This is a genomic window from Streptomyces sp. NBC_00086 (assembly GCF_026343255.1).
Lineage (GTDB): Bacteria > Actinomycetota > Actinomycetes > Streptomycetales > Streptomycetaceae > Streptomyces.
Genome location: NZ_JAPELZ010000001.1, coordinates 4348940 through 4367378, shown reverse-complemented (window position 1 = coordinate 4367378; position 18439 = coordinate 4348940). Strand labels below are relative to the sequence as shown.

The 18439-nt window shown below is 64.2% G+C and carries 9 protein-coding genes, 4 rRNA genes and 1 pseudogene; 3 read left to right on the top strand and 11 right to left on the bottom strand.

The window, feature by feature from the left end:
* Positions 1–201 precede the first annotated feature (201 nt).
* Positions 202–1726 (bottom strand): 16S ribosomal RNA (locus OG276_RS19565).
* Between the two features lie 647 nt (positions 1727–2373).
* On the opposite strand from OG276_RS19565, the gene OG276_RS19560 reads away from it, so the two are divergent.
* Positions 2374–2913 (top strand): AAA family ATPase, encoded by a 540-nt coding sequence (locus OG276_RS19560; protein ID WP_266907221.1) that lies wholly within the window; start codon positions 2374–2376, stop codon positions 2911–2913.
* Positions 2914–3216: 303 nt separating this feature from the next.
* On the opposite strand, the gene OG276_RS19555 is transcribed toward OG276_RS19560, so the two are convergent.
* From OG276_RS19555 to OG276_RS19540, 4 genes and pseudogenes are all read right to left on the bottom strand, one after another.
* Complete coding sequence (locus tag OG276_RS19555) at positions 3217–3345, bottom strand: hypothetical protein (protein WP_266907219.1); 129 nt, start codon at positions 3343–3345, stop codon at positions 3217–3219.
* A gap of 69 nt (positions 3346–3414) precedes the next feature.
* Entirely contained in the window at positions 3415–4164 is a 750-nt protein-coding gene (locus tag OG276_RS19550) for a hypothetical protein (protein WP_266907217.1), read from the bottom strand.
* A gap of 211 nt (positions 4165–4375) precedes the next feature.
* On the bottom strand, positions 4376–4858 hold the full coding sequence (locus OG276_RS19545) for a hypothetical protein (RefSeq protein WP_266907215.1): 483 nt from the start codon (positions 4856–4858) through the stop codon (positions 4376–4378).
* A 255-nt stretch (positions 4859–5113) separates the two neighbouring features.
* Positions 5114–6313 (bottom strand): annotated as a pseudogene (locus OG276_RS19540) (IS110 family transposase).
* Between the two features lie 248 nt (positions 6314–6561).
* Between OG276_RS19540 and OG276_RS19535 the strand changes: the two are divergent.
* Positions 6562–7023: a GNAT family N-acetyltransferase gene (locus OG276_RS19535; RefSeq protein ID WP_266907213.1), complete on the top strand. Its 462-nt coding sequence runs from the start codon at positions 6562–6564 to the stop codon at positions 7021–7023.
* Positions 7024–7129: 106 nt separating this feature from the next.
* Here OG276_RS19535 and rrf read toward each other — a convergent pair.
* The 4 genes from rrf to OG276_RS19515 form a co-directional block, all read right to left on the bottom strand.
* Positions 7130–7247, bottom strand: a 5S ribosomal RNA gene (gene rrf, locus OG276_RS19530).
* Positions 7248–7321: 74 nt separating this feature from the next.
* A 23S ribosomal RNA gene (locus tag OG276_RS19525) occupies positions 7322–10444 on the bottom strand.
* 284 nt (positions 10445–10728) lie between these two features.
* A 16S ribosomal RNA gene (locus OG276_RS19520) occupies positions 10729–12253 on the bottom strand.
* Together the 16S, 23S and 5S rRNA genes form the textbook arrangement of a ribosomal RNA operon.
* Before the next feature lie 584 nt (positions 12254–12837).
* Complete coding sequence (locus tag OG276_RS19515; protein ID WP_266907211.1) at positions 12838–13374, bottom strand: MarR family winged helix-turn-helix transcriptional regulator; 537 nt, start codon at positions 13372–13374, stop codon at positions 12838–12840.
* 112 nt (positions 13375–13486) lie between these two features.
* Between OG276_RS19515 and OG276_RS19510 the strand changes: the two genes are divergently transcribed.
* Positions 13487–14773 (top strand): MFS transporter, encoded by a 1287-nt coding sequence (locus tag OG276_RS19510; protein WP_266907209.1) that lies wholly within the window; start codon positions 13487–13489, stop codon positions 14771–14773.
* A 59-nt stretch (positions 14774–14832) separates the two neighbouring features.
* Here the strand turns inward: OG276_RS19510 and OG276_RS19505 are convergent, their stop codons facing one another.
* A complete protein-coding gene (locus OG276_RS19505; protein WP_266912934.1) occupies positions 14833–16653 on the bottom strand; it encodes an ATP-binding SpoIIE family protein phosphatase in 1821 nt (606 codons plus the stop codon).
* Positions 16654–16800: 147 nt separating this feature from the next.
* On the bottom strand, positions 16801–18192 hold the full coding sequence (locus OG276_RS19500) for an NAD(P)/FAD-dependent oxidoreductase (protein WP_266907207.1): 1392 nt from the start codon (positions 18190–18192) through the stop codon (positions 16801–16803).
* Positions 18193–18439: the final 247 nt, after the last annotated feature.

Below are 18439 nucleotides of genomic sequence, written 5' to 3'. Positions count from 1 at the left end.
GCCGGCATCGCGAAGATAAGACCTTTCGGCCGTACCCTCAGATACCCAACAACGTGCCAAGCACGATCCCCGCCACTCAAACCGTTTTCCACGCCGAAGCAGTACTCACAGAAGGTTTTGGAAACCGTGCCAACTAATCAACGTTCCACCCTGAGCTGACCGTGCAGAACGTTTGTCTGCAATCGGTACTGTGCTCCTTAGAAAGGAGGTGATCCAGCCGCACCTTCCGGTACGGCTACCTTGTTACGACTTCGTCCCAATCGCCAGTCCCACCTTCGACAGCTCCCTCCCTTACGGGTTGGGCCACCGGCTTCGGGTGTTACCGACTTTCGTGACGTGACGGGCGGTGTGTACAAGGCCCGGGAACGTATTCACCGCAGCAATGCTGATCTGCGATTACTAGCAACTCCGACTTCATGGGGTCGAGTTGCAGACCCCAATCCGAACTGAGACCGGCTTTTTGAGATTCGCTCCACCTCACGGTATCGCAGCTCATTGTACCGGCCATTGTAGCACGTGTGCAGCCCAAGACATAAGGGGCATGATGACTTGACGTCGTCCCCACCTTCCTCCGAGTTGACCCCGGCGGTCTCCTGTGAGTCCCCATCACCCCGAAGGGCATGCTGGCAACACAGGACAAGGGTTGCGCTCGTTGCGGGACTTAACCCAACATCTCACGACACGAGCTGACGACAGCCATGCACCACCTGTATACCGACCACAAGGGGGGCACTATCTCTAATGCTTTCCGGTATATGTCAAGCCTTGGTAAGGTTCTTCGCGTTGCGTCGAATTAAGCCACATGCTCCGCTGCTTGTGCGGGCCCCCGTCAATTCCTTTGAGTTTTAGCCTTGCGGCCGTACTCCCCAGGCGGGGAACTTAATGCGTTAGCTGCGGCACCGACGACGTGGAATGTCGCCAACACCTAGTTCCCAACGTTTACGGCGTGGACTACCAGGGTATCTAATCCTGTTCGCTCCCCACGCTTTCGCTCCTCAGCGTCAGTAATGGCCCAGAGATCCGCCTTCGCCACCGGTGTTCCTCCTGATATCTGCGCATTTCACCGCTACACCAGGAATTCCGATCTCCCCTACCACACTCTAGCTAGCCCGTATCGAATGCAGACCCGAGGTTAAGCCTCGGGCTTTCACATCCGACGTGACAAGCCGCCTACGAGCTCTTTACGCCCAATAATTCCGGACAACGCTTGCGCCCTACGTATTACCGCGGCTGCTGGCACGTAGTTAGCCGGCGCTTCTTCTGCAGGTACCGTCACTTTCGCTTCTTCCCTGCTGAAAGAGGTTTACAACCCGAAGGCCGTCATCCCTCACGCGGCGTCGCTGCATCAGGCTTTCGCCCATTGTGCAATATTCCCCACTGCTGCCTCCCGTAGGAGTCTGGGCCGTGTCTCAGTCCCAGTGTGGCCGGTCGCCCTCTCAGGCCGGCTACCCGTCGTCGCCTTGGTGGGCCATTACCCCACCAACAAGCTGATAGGCCGCGGGCTCATCCTTCACCGCCGGAGCTTTTAACCCCCGCCCATGCAGGCAGGAGTGTTATCCGGTATTAGACCCCGTTTCCAGGGCTTGTCCCAGAGTGAAGGGCAGATTGCCCACGTGTTACTCACCCGTTCGCCACTAATCCACCCCGAAGGGCTTCATCGTTCGACTTGCATGTGTTAAGCACGCCGCCAGCGTTCGTCCTGAGCCAGGATCAAACTCTCCATGAATGTTTACCGGTAATCCGGTGCACACGCACTTAGAGCGGGACAGTCATGTCGGAATAAGACCGACCGTCCACTGCGTCCTCGCTGTGTAATTGCCTGCAAGTGTCAGGGCCGAAGCCGCGACCTCACAGGTCTTTTTCAAAGGAACCTCATCCACCGAAATGGACGGGGTATCAACTTTTTGGCGTTGATTTTTGGCACGCTGTTGAGTTCTCAAGGAACGGACGCTTCCTTTGTACTCACCCTCTCGGGCTTTCCTCCGGGCGCTTCCTTCGTTCTTGTGTCTCCGACTCTATCAGACTCTTTCGTGTCCGATTCCCAGTCAGCGGGATTCGCTTTCCAGTTCTTCGCTTTCGCGTTTCCCTTTCCGGCGAGACCGACTCTATCAGAAGTTTTCCACCGGATTTCCCGGCTTCGGATTCCTGGATGAGGAGTCGAGGGTGCCCACTCCGAATTGCTTCTTTGGGGGCTGGCTGCCGAACTTGTCCAGTTCCAGGCAACCGTTTGACTCTACATCACGCCCCCTGCACCGTCAAAATCGCCGCGACAGGGTGGCCCTCCTCGGTGTAGGGGCGCTGCTGTCCGGCCGGTCTCGACTGCGGCGGCGGCCGCAACGGTCCCTCCGTTCCGGCTGCGGCAGACTGACCGCCGTGACCGACAACGCCTTCGTGATCGTCACCGGCTTGCCGGCCAGCGGCAAGAGCACGCTGGCCCGCCGGCTCGCCGCGGAACTCAGCCTGCCGGTCATCGACAAGGACGTGATCCTCGAGTCGCTCTACGACTCCCTCGGCATCGGTGACCAAGCCTGGCGCCACCGGCTGAGCCGGGCCGGCGACGAGATCCTGTTCGCCCTGGCCGCCGATGCCGGGCGGGCCGTACTCGTGAACTGGTGGCACCACGACACCGCCCCCGGCCGCCTCCACCAACTCGGCGCCCGCCTGGTCGAGGTCTTCTGCGACTGCGACACCCAACTCGTCGCCGAACGATTCAGCACCCGCAAGCGCCACCCCGGACACCTCGACCAGGACCTCACCAGCGAACAGCTCCACGAACGCGTCACGGCCTGGGCATCCCGCCCGGGCCCCCTCGGCCTGGGCGGCCACCTCCGAACCGTCGACACCAGCCGCCCCGTCGACGTAGACGCCCTTGCCAGGGAGATCCACCCCCTGCTGACCGGAAGCCGGGCCTGAACCGCGACACCTCCGCGGGCCGGTTCACGTTCGACGGCCCGCTGATTGCCGACGTACGCGGCGATCGCCAGCCGCCGCCCCTCGGCAACGGTCGCCTGCTTGATGTCGCCGTGACCACCACCCTCGTCGATCCGCGCCTGGAGGCGGCCGTCAGCGCCGAAGGCGAGGTAGGGCGACGGCCGCTGCGCGGGAGGTCTGCCACAGATCCCGGCCGTTGGTGGGGTCGAGCGCGGCGACTGTGGCACAGCCCTCGCCCGGCAGGCGCTTCGCGCCCGACCTGATGTCGAAACCGGTCACCGCGTCCTACCGGCTGCGAACGACGGCATCGCCGGCGAGCCAGGCCCCATGGCCCCGGTCGGTGGCGCTCCGGTCGTACGGGGCCTCCCAGACGGTCTTCACGGAGAACCACGGCACGTATCCCGAGCCGGTCACGAAGAAGGGAACGTCCTCCAGGCGTTGGGCAAGGCTGATCCGTACGGGCCGATCCGCCTGGGGTCACCGCTATGTGCCGGAGGGGATGGGACTACCGGCAAGAAGCCAGTACACGAGCTCGCACATCTCCACGAAGCCCTGGGCGGCCTCGGCATTCACCTGAGTCGACTGCTGCCGGCTGCGGTTGTGCAGACGCTCCAAGTCCAGCATCAGCTGCACGGCTTCCGGCGTCAGGTGGAGTGAAAGCCCCAGCTCCTGGGCCATCAGTCGCGGCGGCATGATCGGCAGGACGTGGAGTGTCGACGCGCCCAGGTTGATCAGCTGCTCCCATGCGGTGTTCATGGCCTGACCTGGATGCCGGCTGATCTCGCGGTATGCCCCGCTCATCGCAGGCACCTCGCCGAGTGGGAACGCGACTCGTTGAAGGCTGGGTCCAGCCGCCATTGCGGGAGCCCCCGCCGCTGGGTGGCCGTACCCGCCTGGCGCTGGACGAGGGGCAGGTACTGCTCCTAGTCGCCACACGTGGGTATCCGGGCTGGGCGTGTCAGGCGAGTCGTCAGCTTCTTGGTCTTCGTCGCGTGGTTCTGCTTCGGCGGCCTGCTCGGGCAGGGTTGCCGCCGCGGGTATTACGTACTGGGCCTCGCGCCGGATGTCGGCCACCTCGGCGGCGAACTCAAGTGCCCCGGCTGGTGTTTCGACTCTGGTCATTCGGCCGATCGCCCGCCCGATGTTCGTGCGCCAGGCCCACGCGAGGCCCAGGGCGACGAGGGGCCATGCCAGCGTGTCCACGAACTTCAGTACGAGTTCCGCGATCTCCATCGCGCTAGTGCAGCCTGCGGTCCGCCGCCGTGGGTGGCTGTTCCGCAAGCGCGGCTGAAACGAGACCGTGACTGACGGCTTCGTGGCATCTCATAGCGGCTTCGGCGTCCGCCAGGGGCCGCATCTGTTGAGCGGCGTTCTGTACGAGTAGGAGCGAGCGGCTTCGCGACAGGCACGGTAGAGACGTCCGTCTGGGAGGCTGAGTCGGAGGCTACTCCGCTCGGGTCCATCGCTTCACGACGTGCGGTGCCGAGAACGGAGCGGGCCAGGTCTGCAGCCGGACCTCCTCGGCCGCCTCGGGCTCCTCGTCCGACTCGAGCCAGCGGACGGCAGCGGCGAGGTTCCGCCGGGACGCGCGGGCTCGGGTCCAGCCCGCGGGGACTTCGAATCGTGCCGCGTCGTCGAGGTAATCGGTGCAGCCCATCACGATGAGCCGTCCCGAAGGCGCGTGGAAGCTCGCCTCGACGACGTGGTCAAAGTCGTCGCTGTCGTCGTGCGGCTCATCTGCGAGAGCATGGACAGTGACTGCCACCGTGTCGTTGACGGCGGTGCCGATGGCCAGGGCATCTTCTAGGACGCCGAGCCCGTCCGCGACGGTCTGTTTGGTCCACACGCCGCTGAAATCGCCTTCGGATCCCTCGTCCAGGACGTGGATCTGGAAGTAGTCCGCGAAGAGCTCAAGGTTGGTCGCCACGGAGGCATCATCCCTCCTGCCCAGCAAGGACAGCACGCCCCCACAAGAGCACCGATAGATAGGGGAAGCGGGGGGTGTGCCCCTATGTCTTTGGTCAAGGTGGTCGGGTGGCAGTGTGGCTGTCATGAGTGATGACGTGCCTGTTCGAGAGTCGGCGGGCGAGAGCACACGGCCGTGCGACTTTTGTGGTCATCCGGTCGTGATGGACTCGGTCGACGAGCGGGACTGCCCCGTGTGCGGCGAGGCCGCTGAGGATCAGCCGGCTGAGGCTGGCCGGGGCTCATAGAAGGTTCCGTCGCGGAGCATGGCGAAGAGGACATCGGCCCGGCGTCTGGCGAGGCAGAGCAGGGCCTGGGTGTGGTGCTTGCCCTGGGCGATCTTCTTGTCGTAGTAGGTCCGCGATGCGGGGTCGGCCAGGGCCGCGAACGCGGAGAGGAAGAAGGCCCTCTTGAGCTGCTTGTTTCCCCGTCTGGAGGGCTGTTCGCCGCGGATCGATGAGCCCGAACTCCGGGTGGCGGGCGCGAGTCCGGCGTAGGCGGCGAGGTGGCCGGCGGTCGGGAAGGTGCTGCCGTCGCCGACCTCGATCAGGATGCGGGCTCCGGTCCTGACTCCGATGCCCGGCATCGACGTCAGGACCTTCGAAAGAGGGTGGGCGTCCAAGAGTTCTTCGATCCGCCCGGCCAGCTTTTGCGCTGGTCAAGGACGGCGGTCAGGGATCCGGCCAGGCTTGGGACGATCAGTGCGGCCGCCTCGGTCCCCGGGACGGTCACGGTCTGCTCGTCCAGGGCGGCGAAGATGTCCTCGATCAGCCGCTCGGCCATCCGCGGGGCCTTCGGCCGTAACAGCGTGACCAGGCGGCGCCGGTCGGCCTTGCGGATCTGGTCCGGAGAGCCGAACCGCTCCAGCAGGGCGAGGACGGCCGGGTGCTGCAACCGCGGTCCCAGCACCCGCTCCAGCGACGGATGGATCTGGGTCAGCAGGCCGCGCAGCCGGTTCGCGACGCGTGTCGCTTCGCCGGCCAGGTCGTCGTCGAAGCCGACGATCATCTCCAGCTCGGCGATCGTCTCGTCCTCGCCGTCAATCGCCCGCAGGGTGTGCGGATCGCTCGGGCCGCGTCGGCGATGATGAACGGTCCTTCGCGTCCGTCTTGGCCTCGCCCGGGTAGAGGTCGGCGATCCGCCGCATCGTCATCCCCGGCAGGTAGGCCACCGGGCATCCCATGTCCCGGGCCACGGCTAGCGGCAGGGCGCCGATCGAGGCCGGCTGGTCGACCACGACGAGCACGGTTCCGTGCTCGGCCTGGAGTTTCGCGAAGAGCTCGCGGAGCTTGGGTTCGGTGGTGGGCAGTCGCTTGTCGAAAGCCTTTTTCCCGGCCGGTGTGACGGCGGTGGCATGGTGTTCGCCCTTGCCGACGTCCGGGCCGAGGAAGACGTCGATGTCACTCGTGTCGATCACGTGCGAGCCCCTCCGCTCACGCTTTCGTCCGTGCTTGCCTCGGCACCGAGCTGCCACACCCACGTTACGGAGAGCCCTTCCGGCTCGGGTGAAGCCATGCTCAAGCCCCTCATCAGCGGTCCGTCGATGCCTCCGGGCCCGGTGACACCACCCCCCGGATCATGAACAACAAGAGGGGGGAGCGACGGCGGGGCCCGACCTCAAATCCGGGTGCGGCAGGGGCCGTTCATCTGCCATAGTCCCGCGCTGTGAACAGTGCTGATCTTGTATTGCGGCGTGCGGTCCACTCCGATGCCGCCGCCTTGGCCGACACGTGGCTGCGTTCCTTCAGGACCGCGCTGCCGACCGTGCGTCTTGCGCACAGCGACCAAGAGGTGCGGGACTGGTTCTCTTCCGTGGTCGTGCCGCGGTACGAGACCTGGATAGCGGTCGCCGGCGGCACCGTGGCGGGACTCCTCGTACTCGACGGCGAGGAACTGGAACAGCTCTACCTGGAGCCGTCGTGCCGTGGGCAGGGCCTGGGCGACCGGCTCATGGCTCTGGCCAAGCAGCGGCGGCCGGCGGGGCTCGGACTGTGGACGTTCCAGGTCAACGGCCCGGCGCAACGGTTCTACGAGCGGCACGGATTCATCGCGGTCGAGCGTACCGACGGGCTGCGCAATGAGGAGCACGAGCCCGATATCCGCTACGTCTGGCAGCCCCGGGATTAGGGATGGATCGGGGCATCGCCGCGCCTCTGCAGGAGCCGGTGCACCGGTCCGTAAACGCAGAAAAGCCCCGTACCGGTTACCCGGTACGGGGCTTTCTACAATGATTGTTCGGCGGCGTCCTACTCTCCCACAGGGTCCCCCCTGCAGTACCATCGGCGCTGAAAGGCTTAGCTTCCGGGTTCGGAATGTAAACCGGGCGTTTCCCTAACGCTATGACCACCGAAACACTATGAAGTTAACCAAACCGGATATGACACAGTTCGTTACTTCAGAACTAACACAGTGGACGCGAGCAACTGAGGACAAGCCCTCGGCCTATTAGTACCAGTCAGCTCCACCCGTTACCGGGCTTCCACATCTGGCCTATCAACCCAGTCGTCTACTGGGAGCCTTACCCTCTCAAGGAGGTGGGAATACTCATCTTGAAGCAGGCTTCCCGCTTAGATGCTTTCAGCGGTTATCCCTCCCGAACGTAGCCAACCAGCCATGCCCTTGGCAGGACAACTGGCACACCAGAGGTTCGTCCGTCCCGGTCCTCTCGTACTAGGGACAGCCCTTCTCAATATTCCTACGCGCACAGCGGATAGGGACCGAACTGTCTCACGACGTTCTAAACCCAGCTCGCGTACCGCTTTAATGGGCGAACAGCCCAACCCTTGGGACCGACTCCAGCCCCAGGATGCGACGAGCCGACATCGAGGTGCCAAACCATCCCGTCGATATGGACTCTTGGGGAAGATCAGCCTGTTATCCCCGGGGTACCTTTTATCCGTTGAGCGACGGCGCTTCCACAAGCCACCGCCGGATCACTAGTCCCGACTTTCGTCCCTGCTCGACCCGTCGGTCTCACAGTCAAGCTCCCTTGTGCACTTACACTCAACACCTGATTGCCAACCAGGCTGAGGGAACCTTTGGGCGCCTCCGTTACTTTTTGGGAGGCAACCGCCCCAGTTAAACTACCCATCAGACACTGTCCCTGATCCGGATCACGGACCGAGGTTAGACATCCAGCACGACCAGAGTGGTATTTCAACGACGACTCCACAACCACTGGCGTGGCCGCTTCAAAGTCTCCCACCTATCCTACACAAGCCGAACCGAACACCAATATCAAACTATAGTAAAGGTCCCGGGGTCTTTCCGTCCTGCTGCGCGAAACGAGCATCTTTACTCGTAGTGCAATTTCACCGGGCCTATGGTTGAGACAGTCGAGAAGTCGTTACGCCATTCGTGCAGGTCGGAACTTACCCGACAAGGAATTTCGCTACCTTAGGATGGTTATAGTTACCACCGCCGTTTACTGGCGCTTAAGTTCTCAGCTTCGCCACACCGAAATGTGACTAACCGGTCCCCTTAACGTTCCAGCACCGGGCAGGCGTCAGTCCGTATACATCGCCTTACGGCTTCGCACGGACCTGTGTTTTTAGTAAACAGTCGCTTCTCGCTGGTCTCTGCGGCCACCCCCAGCTCACGGAGTAAATCCGATCACCAGTGATGGCCCCCTTCTCCCGAAGTTACGGGGGCATTTTGCCGAGTTCCTTAACCATAGTTCACCCGAACGCCTCGGTATTCTCTACCTGACCACCTGAGTCGGTTTAGGGTACGGGCCGCCATGAAACTCGCTAGAGGCTTTTCTCGACAGCATAGGATCATCCACTTCACCACAATCGGCTCGGCATCAGGTCTCAGCCTTATATGAGGGACGGATTTGCCTACCCCTCGGCCTACACCCTTACCCCGGGACTACCACCGCCCGGGCTGGACTACCTTCCTGCGTCACCCCATCGCTTACCTACTACAAGTCTGGGTCACCGGCTCCACCACTTTCCTTTCCCCGAAGGGTCCGGAACGGCTTCACGGGCTTAGCATCGCCTGATTCGATATTGGGCGTTTCAAAGCGGGTACCGGAATATCAACCGGTTGTCCATCGACTACGCCTGTCGGCCTCGCCTTAGGTCCCGACTTACCCTGGGCAGATCAGCTTGACCCAGGAACCCTTAGTCAATCGGCGCACACGTTTCTCACGTGTGTATCGCTACTCATGCCTGCATTCTCACTCGTGAACCGTCCACAACTAGCTTCCGCTGCTGCTTCACCCGGCACACGACGCTCCCCTACCCATCACAGCGGGCGTTGGCCCTATTGCTGCAATGACACGACTTCGGCGGTACGCTTGAGCCCCGCTACATTGTCGGCGCGGAATCACTTGACCAGTGAGCTATTACGCACTCTTTCAAGGGTGGCTGCTTCTAAGCCAACCTCCTGGTTGTCTCTGCGACTCCACATCCTTTCCCACTTAGCGTACGCTTAGGGGCCTTAGTCGATGCTCTGGGCTGTTTCCCTCTCGACCATGGAGCTTATCCCCCACAGTCTCACTGCCACGCTCTCACTTACCGGCATTCGGAGTTTGGCTAAGGTCAGTAACCCGGTAGGGCCCATCGCCTATCCAGTGCTCTACCTCCGGCAAGAAACACGTGACGCTGCACCTAAATGCATTTCGGGGAGAACCAGCTATCACGGAGTTTGATTGGCCTTTCACCCCTAACCACAGGTCATCCCCCAGGTTTTCAACCCTGGTGGGTTCGGTCCTCCACGAAGTCTTACCTCCGCTTCAACCTGCCCATGGCTAGATCACTCCGCTTCGGGTCTAGAGCGTGCAACTCAATCGCCCTATTCGGACTCGCTTTCGCTACGGCTTCCCCACACGGGTTAACCTCGCTACACACCGCTAACTCGCAGGCTCATTCTTCAAAAGGCACGCAGTCACGACTGTATGTGCAAGCACATACAGCGACGCTCCCACGGCTTGTAGGCACACGGTTTCAGGTACTATTTCACTCCGCTCCCGCGGTACTTTTCACCATTCCCTCACGGTACTATCCGCTATCGGTCACCAGGGAATATTTAGGCTTAGCGGGTGGTCCCGCCAGATTCACACGGGATTTCTCGGGCCCCGTGCTACTTGGGAGATTCTTAAGCAAGCCGCTGATGTTTCGTCTACGGGGGTCTTACCCTCTACGCCGGACCTTTCGCATGTCCTTCGACTACATCAACGGTTTCTGACTCGCCGACCGGCCGGCAGACCGATCAAAAGAATTCCCACAACCCCGCATGCGCAACCCCTGCCGGGTATCACACGCATACGGTTTGGCCTCATCCGGTTTCGCTCGCCACTACTCCCGGAATCACGGTTGTTTTCTCTTCCTGCGGGTACTGAGATGTTTCACTTCCCCGCGTTCCCTCCACACTGCCTATGTGTTCAGCAGTGGGTGACAGCCCATGACGACTGCCGGGTTTCCCCATTCGGACACCCCCGGATCAAAGCTCAGTTGGCAGCTCCCCGGGGCCTATCGCGGCCTCTCACGTCCTTCATCGGTTCCTGGTGCCAAGGCATCCACCGTGCGCCCTTAAAAACTTGGCCTACAGATGCTCGCGTCCACTGTGTAGTTCTCAAGCAACGACCAGTCACCCATCACCCTCACCCATAAGGCGAAGTTCACTGGGGCCGGCATCGCGAAGATAAGACCTTTCGGCCGTACCCTCAGATACCCAACAACGTGCCAAGCACCAGACCTCTTCCGAATCCTCTTTCCACGCCGAAGCAGTACTTGAGAATCATCAGATCATCTGGTGCCAACTAATCAACGTTCCACCCTGAGCTGACCGTGCAGAACGTTTGTCTGCAATCGGTACTGTGCTCCTTAGAAAGGAGGTGATCCAGCCGCACCTTCCGGTACGGCTACCTTGTTACGACTTCGTCCCAATCGCCAGTCCCACCTTCGACAGCTCCCTCCCTTACGGGTTGGGCCACCGGCTTCGGGTGTTACCGACTTTCGTGACGTGACGGGCGGTGTGTACAAGGCCCGGGAACGTATTCACCGCAGCAATGCTGATCTGCGATTACTAGCAACTCCGACTTCATGGGGTCGAGTTGCAGACCCCAATCCGAACTGAGACCGGCTTTTTGAGATTCGCTCCACCTCACGGTATCGCAGCTCATTGTACCGGCCATTGTAGCACGTGTGCAGCCCAAGACATAAGGGGCATGATGACTTGACGTCGTCCCCACCTTCCTCCGAGTTGACCCCGGCGGTCTCCTGTGAGTCCCCATCACCCCGAAGGGCATGCTGGCAACACAGGACAAGGGTTGCGCTCGTTGCGGGACTTAACCCAACATCTCACGACACGAGCTGACGACAGCCATGCACCACCTGTATACCGACCACAAGGGGGGCACTATCTCTAATGCTTTCCGGTATATGTCAAGCCTTGGTAAGGTTCTTCGCGTTGCGTCGAATTAAGCCACATGCTCCGCTGCTTGTGCGGGCCCCCGTCAATTCCTTTGAGTTTTAGCCTTGCGGCCGTACTCCCCAGGCGGGGAACTTAATGCGTTAGCTGCGGCACCGACGACGTGGAATGTCGCCAACACCTAGTTCCCAACGTTTACGGCGTGGACTACCAGGGTATCTAATCCTGTTCGCTCCCCACGCTTTCGCTCCTCAGCGTCAGTAATGGCCCAGAGATCCGCCTTCGCCACCGGTGTTCCTCCTGATATCTGCGCATTTCACCGCTACACCAGGAATTCCGATCTCCCCTACCACACTCTAGCTAGCCCGTATCGAATGCAGACCCGAGGTTAAGCCTCGGGCTTTCACATCCGACGTGACAAGCCGCCTACGAGCTCTTTACGCCCAATAATTCCGGACAACGCTTGCGCCCTACGTATTACCGCGGCTGCTGGCACGTAGTTAGCCGGCGCTTCTTCTGCAGGTACCGTCACTTTCGCTTCTTCCCTGCTGAAAGAGGTTTACAACCCGAAGGCCGTCATCCCTCACGCGGCGTCGCTGCATCAGGCTTTCGCCCATTGTGCAATATTCCCCACTGCTGCCTCCCGTAGGAGTCTGGGCCGTGTCTCAGTCCCAGTGTGGCCGGTCGCCCTCTCAGGCCGGCTACCCGTCGTCGCCTTGGTGGGCCATTACCCCACCAACAAGCTGATAGGCCGCGGGCTCATCCTTCACCGCCGGAGCTTTTAACCCCCGCCCATGCAGGCAGGAGTGTTATCCGGTATTAGACCCCGTTTCCAGGGCTTGTCCCAGAGTGAAGGGCAGATTGCCCACGTGTTACTCACCCGTTCGCCACTAATCCACCCCGAAGGGCTTCATCGTTCGACTTGCATGTGTTAAGCACGCCGCCAGCGTTCGTCCTGAGCCAGGATCAAACTCTCCATGAATGTTTACCGGTAATCCGGTGCACACGCACTTAGAGCGGGACAGTCATGTCGGAATAAGACCGACCGTCCACTGCGTCCTCGCTGTGTAATTGCCTGCAAGTGTCAGGGCCGAAGCCGCGACCTCACAGGTCTTTTTCAAAGGAACCTCATCCACCGAAATGGACGGGGTATCAACTTTTTGGCGTTGATTTTTGGCACGCTGTTGAGTTCTCAAGGAACGGACGCTTCCTTTGTACTCACCCTCTCGGGCTTTCCTCCGGGCGCTTCCTTCGTTCTTGTGTCTCCGACTCTATCAGACTCTTTCGGGCCTGACTCCCAGTCAGCGGGGTTTGTCTTCGGGGCTGTTGGGCCCTTCCGACTCCCGAACTCTAGTGGATTTCCCAGGCGATTCATAATCGGCCTTCAGGAATGAATTCGGGCATGCCGAATGCGTTCCCAGTGGGAGATCTTGCTGAGTTGGGTGCCGCAACGAGGCGGCGGGATTCGTCGTCTCCGAAACCTTTCGGCTCAGGGACAACTCGAAGAACCTTACGGATCCGCGGGGCCCGTGTCAACCCGGAGGTCGGTGCCGGGCCGTTGGGCGGTCAGTGCGGGGACTGGAGGTCCTCTACGCGGTCCAGGAGGCGGGTGAGCATGTCGCCCAGTACGCCCCGCTCCGCCGTGGAGAGGTCCTGGAGGAGGTCCTCCTCGAAGACCGTCGCCGCGCGCATCGCGTCCAGCCACTTGCTGCGGCCTTCCGCGGTGAGTTCCACGATCACGCGGACGCGGTTGTTCTCGTCCCGCTCGCGCGTGACCAGTCCTTCCGCCGTCATGCGGTCGATCCGGTGGGTCATCGCCGCCGGCGTGAGGCCCAGCTGCTTCGCGAGCTCGCTCGGGCCCATCCGGTACGGGTCTCCGGAGAGGACGAGGGCCTTGAGGACCTCCCACTCCGCGTTGCTGATGCCCAGGGCCGCCGTCTGGCGGCCGTACGCGACGTTCATGCGGCGGTTCAGGCGGCTGAGGGCCGAGACGACCTTCTCGACCTGGGGGTCGAGGTCCTGGAACTCGCGCTGATAGACGGCGATCTGTTCGTCGAGGCTCGGCTCGTGGACGGGCGCAGTGCCGTCGGGGGTGTCACCCATGGTCCGAAGTATCGCATGAAGCCCGTTGGCGTCTAACTCCTTCGATGTGTAGTCTTAAGCATCGAACTTTAGGTATGAAGTCTTCAAGCTTCAGCAATCAAGGTGGTGAGAAGTGACCAAGGTGATGGGCGCTGCGATGCGGAGGATCCAGGCCGGGAACGCGTTGACCGCGTTCGGTATCGGATTCACGGTTCCGTTCCTCTACGTCTACGCGGCGAAGGTGCGAGAACTGGATCCCATGTGGGCGACGGGAACGTTCATGGCGTTCGCCCTCGGTGCGCTTCTCGCGCTGCCCTTCACCGGGCGGGTGATCGACCGGCGCGGTCCGGTCCCCGTCGTCATCGGCGCGGCCGTCGTCGCCTCGTTCGGCGCGCTGTCGCTCGGGCTCTCCACGAGCGTGGTCGCGATCCTGCTCTCCGCGCTCGCGCTGGGTGCCGGCCAAGCCGTCATGCAGCCGGCGCTGGCCACGATGATCGTGCGGTGCTCCACCCCGTCCACCCGGACCCGTGCCTTCGCCCTCCAGTTCTTCATGCAGAACCTGGGTCTGGGCATCGGCGGTCTGATCGGCGGGCTCATCGTCGACGAGAGCCGTCCCGGCAGCTTCACCCTGCTCTTCAGCATCGAGGCCGTGATGTTCCTGGTGCTGGCCGGGGTCATCGCCACCGTGCGGATGCCTCAGGTGCCGGCCATCAGCACCGCCCTGGCCAAGAACGCCGCCCAGGCGGGCAGCGGCTGGAAGCGGCTGATGGAGCACAAGGCGATGGTGCAGTTCTGCGTGCTCGGGTTCGTTCTGTTCTTCGCCTGTTACGGACAGTTCGAGTCGGGTCTCGCCGCCTTCGGTACCGAGGCCGCCGGGATCTCCCCGTCCACCCTCGGTTTCGCGCTCGCCGCCAACACCGGTGCGATCGTGCTCGCCCAGTTCGTCGTGTTGCGGCTGGTGGAGAACCACCGCCGGTCCCGCGTGATCGCGCTCGTCGGTCTGCTGTGGACCGTGGCGTGGATCATCGCCGCGTTCTCCGGGCTGGGGCACGGCAGCGCGGTCATGGCCGCCGCCGCGTTCGTGACCACGTACGCCCTCTTCGGGATCGGCGAGGCCATGCTGTCGCCGACGCTGGCGCCGCTGGTGGCCGATCTGGCGCCGGAGGGGTCCGTGGGCCAGTACAACTCGGCCTTCGCACTGGTCAAGCAGCTGGCGCTGGCGCTCGGGCCGCTCGGCGTGCCGCTGGCCGCGGGTGTGCCGATGCTCTACATCGGGATCTTCGTCCTGGTCTCGCTCGGCATCGCCGGGCTGGCGCTGCGGCTCGGCAAGCAGCTGACGCCGGTGCAGGACAACCCGTCGCTGGCCGGAAGCACCGTCGTGGTGAAGCGGGTGCAGGACGCCGAGCGCGTGCCCGCGTAGAGGTAGAGGTGGAACGCAGAAGGCCCCGGTCCGTGGACCGGGGCCTTCTGCGTGTGCGGCTACGGGGTCTTGTCGGGGAGGGCGAACTCGCACCAGACGGCCTTGCCGCCGCCCGGGGTGCGGCGGGAGCCCCAGGCCGAGGCGATGGTGGCGACGATGGAGATGCCGCGGCCGGTCTCGTCGGCCGGTTCGGCGCGGCGGCGGCGCGGGAGGTGGTCGTCCCCGTCGGTGACTTCGATGATCAGCCGGCGGTCGGTGCGGCGCAGGCGCAGGCGCATGGGCGGGGTGCCGTGCTGGAGGGAGTTCGCGACGAGTTCGCTCGCGGCCAGGACTCCGAGGTCGCAGAGCTCCACCGGGAAGCGCCAGGAGGCGAGGACGCCCTGGGCGAAGGCGCGGGCGCGCGGGGCGGCCTCGATGCCGCCGAGGAGTTCGAGGGCGGCGTTGTGGAAGAGCTCGGCGTCGGCGCCGGTGCGGGCGGGCTGCTGGAGGACCATCACGGCGACGTCGTCGTCGTGGTCGGCGTCGACCCCGAGGGCGCGCATCAGGCGGTCGCAGATGACGGCCGGGCTGCCCTGGGCGCCGGAGAAGGCGCGTTCCAGAGCGGCGACGCCTTCGTCGATGTCCTCGCCGCGGCGCTCGACCAGGCCGTCTGTATAGAGGACGGCGGTGGAGCCGGGGCCCAGCGCGATCGTGCCCGAGGTGTGCAGCCAGCCACCGGTGCCGAGCGGCGGGCCGGTGGGGTCGGCGGCGCGGCGGACGGTGCCGTCCTCGTCGCGGACGAGGATCGGGAGGTGTCCGGCGGAGGCGTACGCGAGCAGGCCCTCGTTGGGGTCGTGGACGGCGTAGACGCAGGTGGCGATCTGGCTGGCGTCGATCTCGGCGGCCAGTCCGTCGAGGAGCTGCAGGACCTCGTGCGGCGGCAGGTCGAGGCGGGCGTACGCGCGGACCGCGGTGCGGAGCTGGCCCATGACGGCGGCGGCGCGGACGCCGCGGCCCATGACGTCGCCGATGACGAGCGCCGTGCGGCCGGCGCCGAGGGTGATGACGTCGTACCAGTCGCCGCCGACGGCGGCTTCGGTGCCGCCGGGCTGGTAGGTGGCGGCGACGCGCAGGTCGTCGGGCTGTTCGAGCTCCTGGGGGAGCAGGGAGCGCTGGAGGGTGACGGCGGCCTCGCGCTGGCGGCGCTCGCTGGCGCGCAGCCGTTCGACGGCCTCGGCGTGGTCGGTGACGTCGGCGAGGTGGATCAGGACGCCGGTGCCGGTGTGGGCTTCCGCTTCGCCGTCGGAGCCGGTGTGGGTGTGGGTGCGCGCGTGGGACCCGTCGGCGTCGGCCTTGGTCTTGGGGAACTCGATCGGGGTGCAGGTGACCGTGTACGAGCTGGTGCCGCCGGGTGCGGTGCGGTTCTTGGCCGTACGGGGCTTGCCGCTGCGCTGGACCTGGTCGAGGAGCGGGAGCAGTCCGAGCTCGCCCAGCTCGGGGAGGGCCAGGTGCGCCGGGGAGCCGGGGGCGCGGGCGCCGAAGCCGGCGGTGTAGGCGTCGTTGACGTAGGCGACGCGGTGCTCGGGGCCGTGCACGAGGGCGACGAGGGCCGGGAGGCGGTCGAGGACGTCGCGTACGGAGAGCTCGTCGAGGGAGGGTGCGGGCGTCGCCGTACCGTCGGCGGCGGCCGGCGCGCAGCCGGTGCCGGGGACGGAACCGGTGCCGCGGACCGTGGGGTCGGCGGGGCAGCCGTCCTGGCCTGTCGCGGAATGGCCGGCGGCGCCGCGGGCGGCCGGGACCGAGCCCTCGCCCCGTTTGGCCTGGGCGGCGGCGTGTTCGGACCGGGCGGCGGCGCGACGCTGCGTTCCGGGGAACCGGGCGCTCCAGCGCGTGAAGTTCACTGCGTTCAAGCCTCGTGGTGTCGCTCGTGGTCGCTGTGTCACTCGGTGGCGATCGGGTGGCACTCGGATGTCACGCTGATGTCACTCTGTGCAGGTGTGAGCCCACCTATGGTCACACGTCCAGTGTGACCGACGGGACTGACAGCATCAGCCTTCGCTCTTCTTCGGAGGGTCCTTGGGGCCTCCGCCCGCCGCGAGTTCGAATTCTGCTCTGGGGTGTTCGAGGGATCCCAGCGAGACGATCTCACGCTTGAAGAGGCCGGAGAGCGTCCACTCGGCGAGCACGCGCGTCTTGCGGTTCAGGGTCGGGACGCGGCTCAGGTGGTAGGCGCGGTGCATGAGCCAGGCCGGGTAGCCCTTGAGCTTGCGGCCGTAGATGTGGGCGACGCCCTTGTGGAGTCCGAGGGAGGCCACGGATCCCGCGTACTTGTGGGCGTACTCGGTGAGGAGTCCGCCGCGCAGGGACGAGACGAGGTTGTCGGCGAGGACCTTGGCCTGGCGGACGGCGTGCTGCGCGTTGGGGGCGCAGGCGACGCCCTTCTCCGGGGCGGTGATGTCGGGGACGGATGCGGCGTCCCCGGCGGCCCAGGCGTGCTCGACGCCTTCGACCGTGAGGAAGGAGGTGCAGGCGAGGCGGCCGCGGTCGGTCTTGGGCAGGTCGCTGGCGGCGAGGATCGGGTGCGGTTTGACGCCGGCGGTCCACACGACGGTGCGGGTGGGGAAGCGGGCGCCGTCGCTGAGGACGGCGATCCGGTTCTCGCAGGATTCGAGCCGGGTCTCCAGGCGCAGGTCGATGCCGCGGCGGCGCAGTTCGCGGATCGTGTAGGTGCCCATCTCCGGGCCGACCTCGGGGAGGATCCGGTCGCTGGCCTCGACCAGCACCCACTTCATGTCCTCGGGCTTGACGTTGTGGTAGTAGCGGGCGGCGTAGCGGGCCATGTCCTCCAGCTCGCCGAGGGCCTCGACGCCCGCGTAGCCGCCGCCGACGAAGACGAAGGTGAGGGCGGCGTCGCGCAGGGCGGGATCGCGGGTGGAGGAGGCGATGTCCATCTGCTCGATGACGTGATTACGCAGGCCGATGGCCTCTTCCACGGTCTTGAATCCGATGGCGTATTCGGCGAGTCCCGGAATGGGGAGCGTGCGGGAGACGGAGCCGGGGGCGAGGACCAGTTCGTCGTACTCGATCTCCACGGGGCCTTCGCCTTCCTCGTCGGTGGCGAGGGTGGTGACGGTCGCGGTCCGGGCGGCGTGGTCGATGTGCCGGGCTTCGCCGATGACGATGCGGCATTTCGGCAGGACGCGGCGGAGCGGGACCACGACGTGGCGCGGGGAAATGGAGCCGGCGGCCGCTTCGGGGAGGAAGGGCTGGTACGTCATGTACGGCTCGGGAGTGACCACCGTGACCTCGGCCTCGTCGGCTCTCAGCTTTCGCTGGAGCCGGAGCGCCGTGTACATGCCTACGTAGCCGCCGCCGACGATGAGGATCCGCGTACGGGGCGGGGGACCGGGGGCCGTGCCCCGGGAGTTAGCAGCCTTCACCGTCCCATGACGCAACGTGGCTGGGAGTTTGTCCACAGGCCCGACAAATTGTGTGACCGGAGGGGACGGCGGGGCGAGGTTGTCGGGGGGTGCGGATGGAGGGGAAGGTGCGCAGGTCAGACGGTACGGAATGAGTGATTCTGGGGGCTTCGAACGGAAAATTGGGGGTGAATGCTCCGATCGGGCGGTGGTCCGTCCGGGGCTGCCTCTTCTGAATTGACTCTGGCTCAACTATGTTCGTAACTCG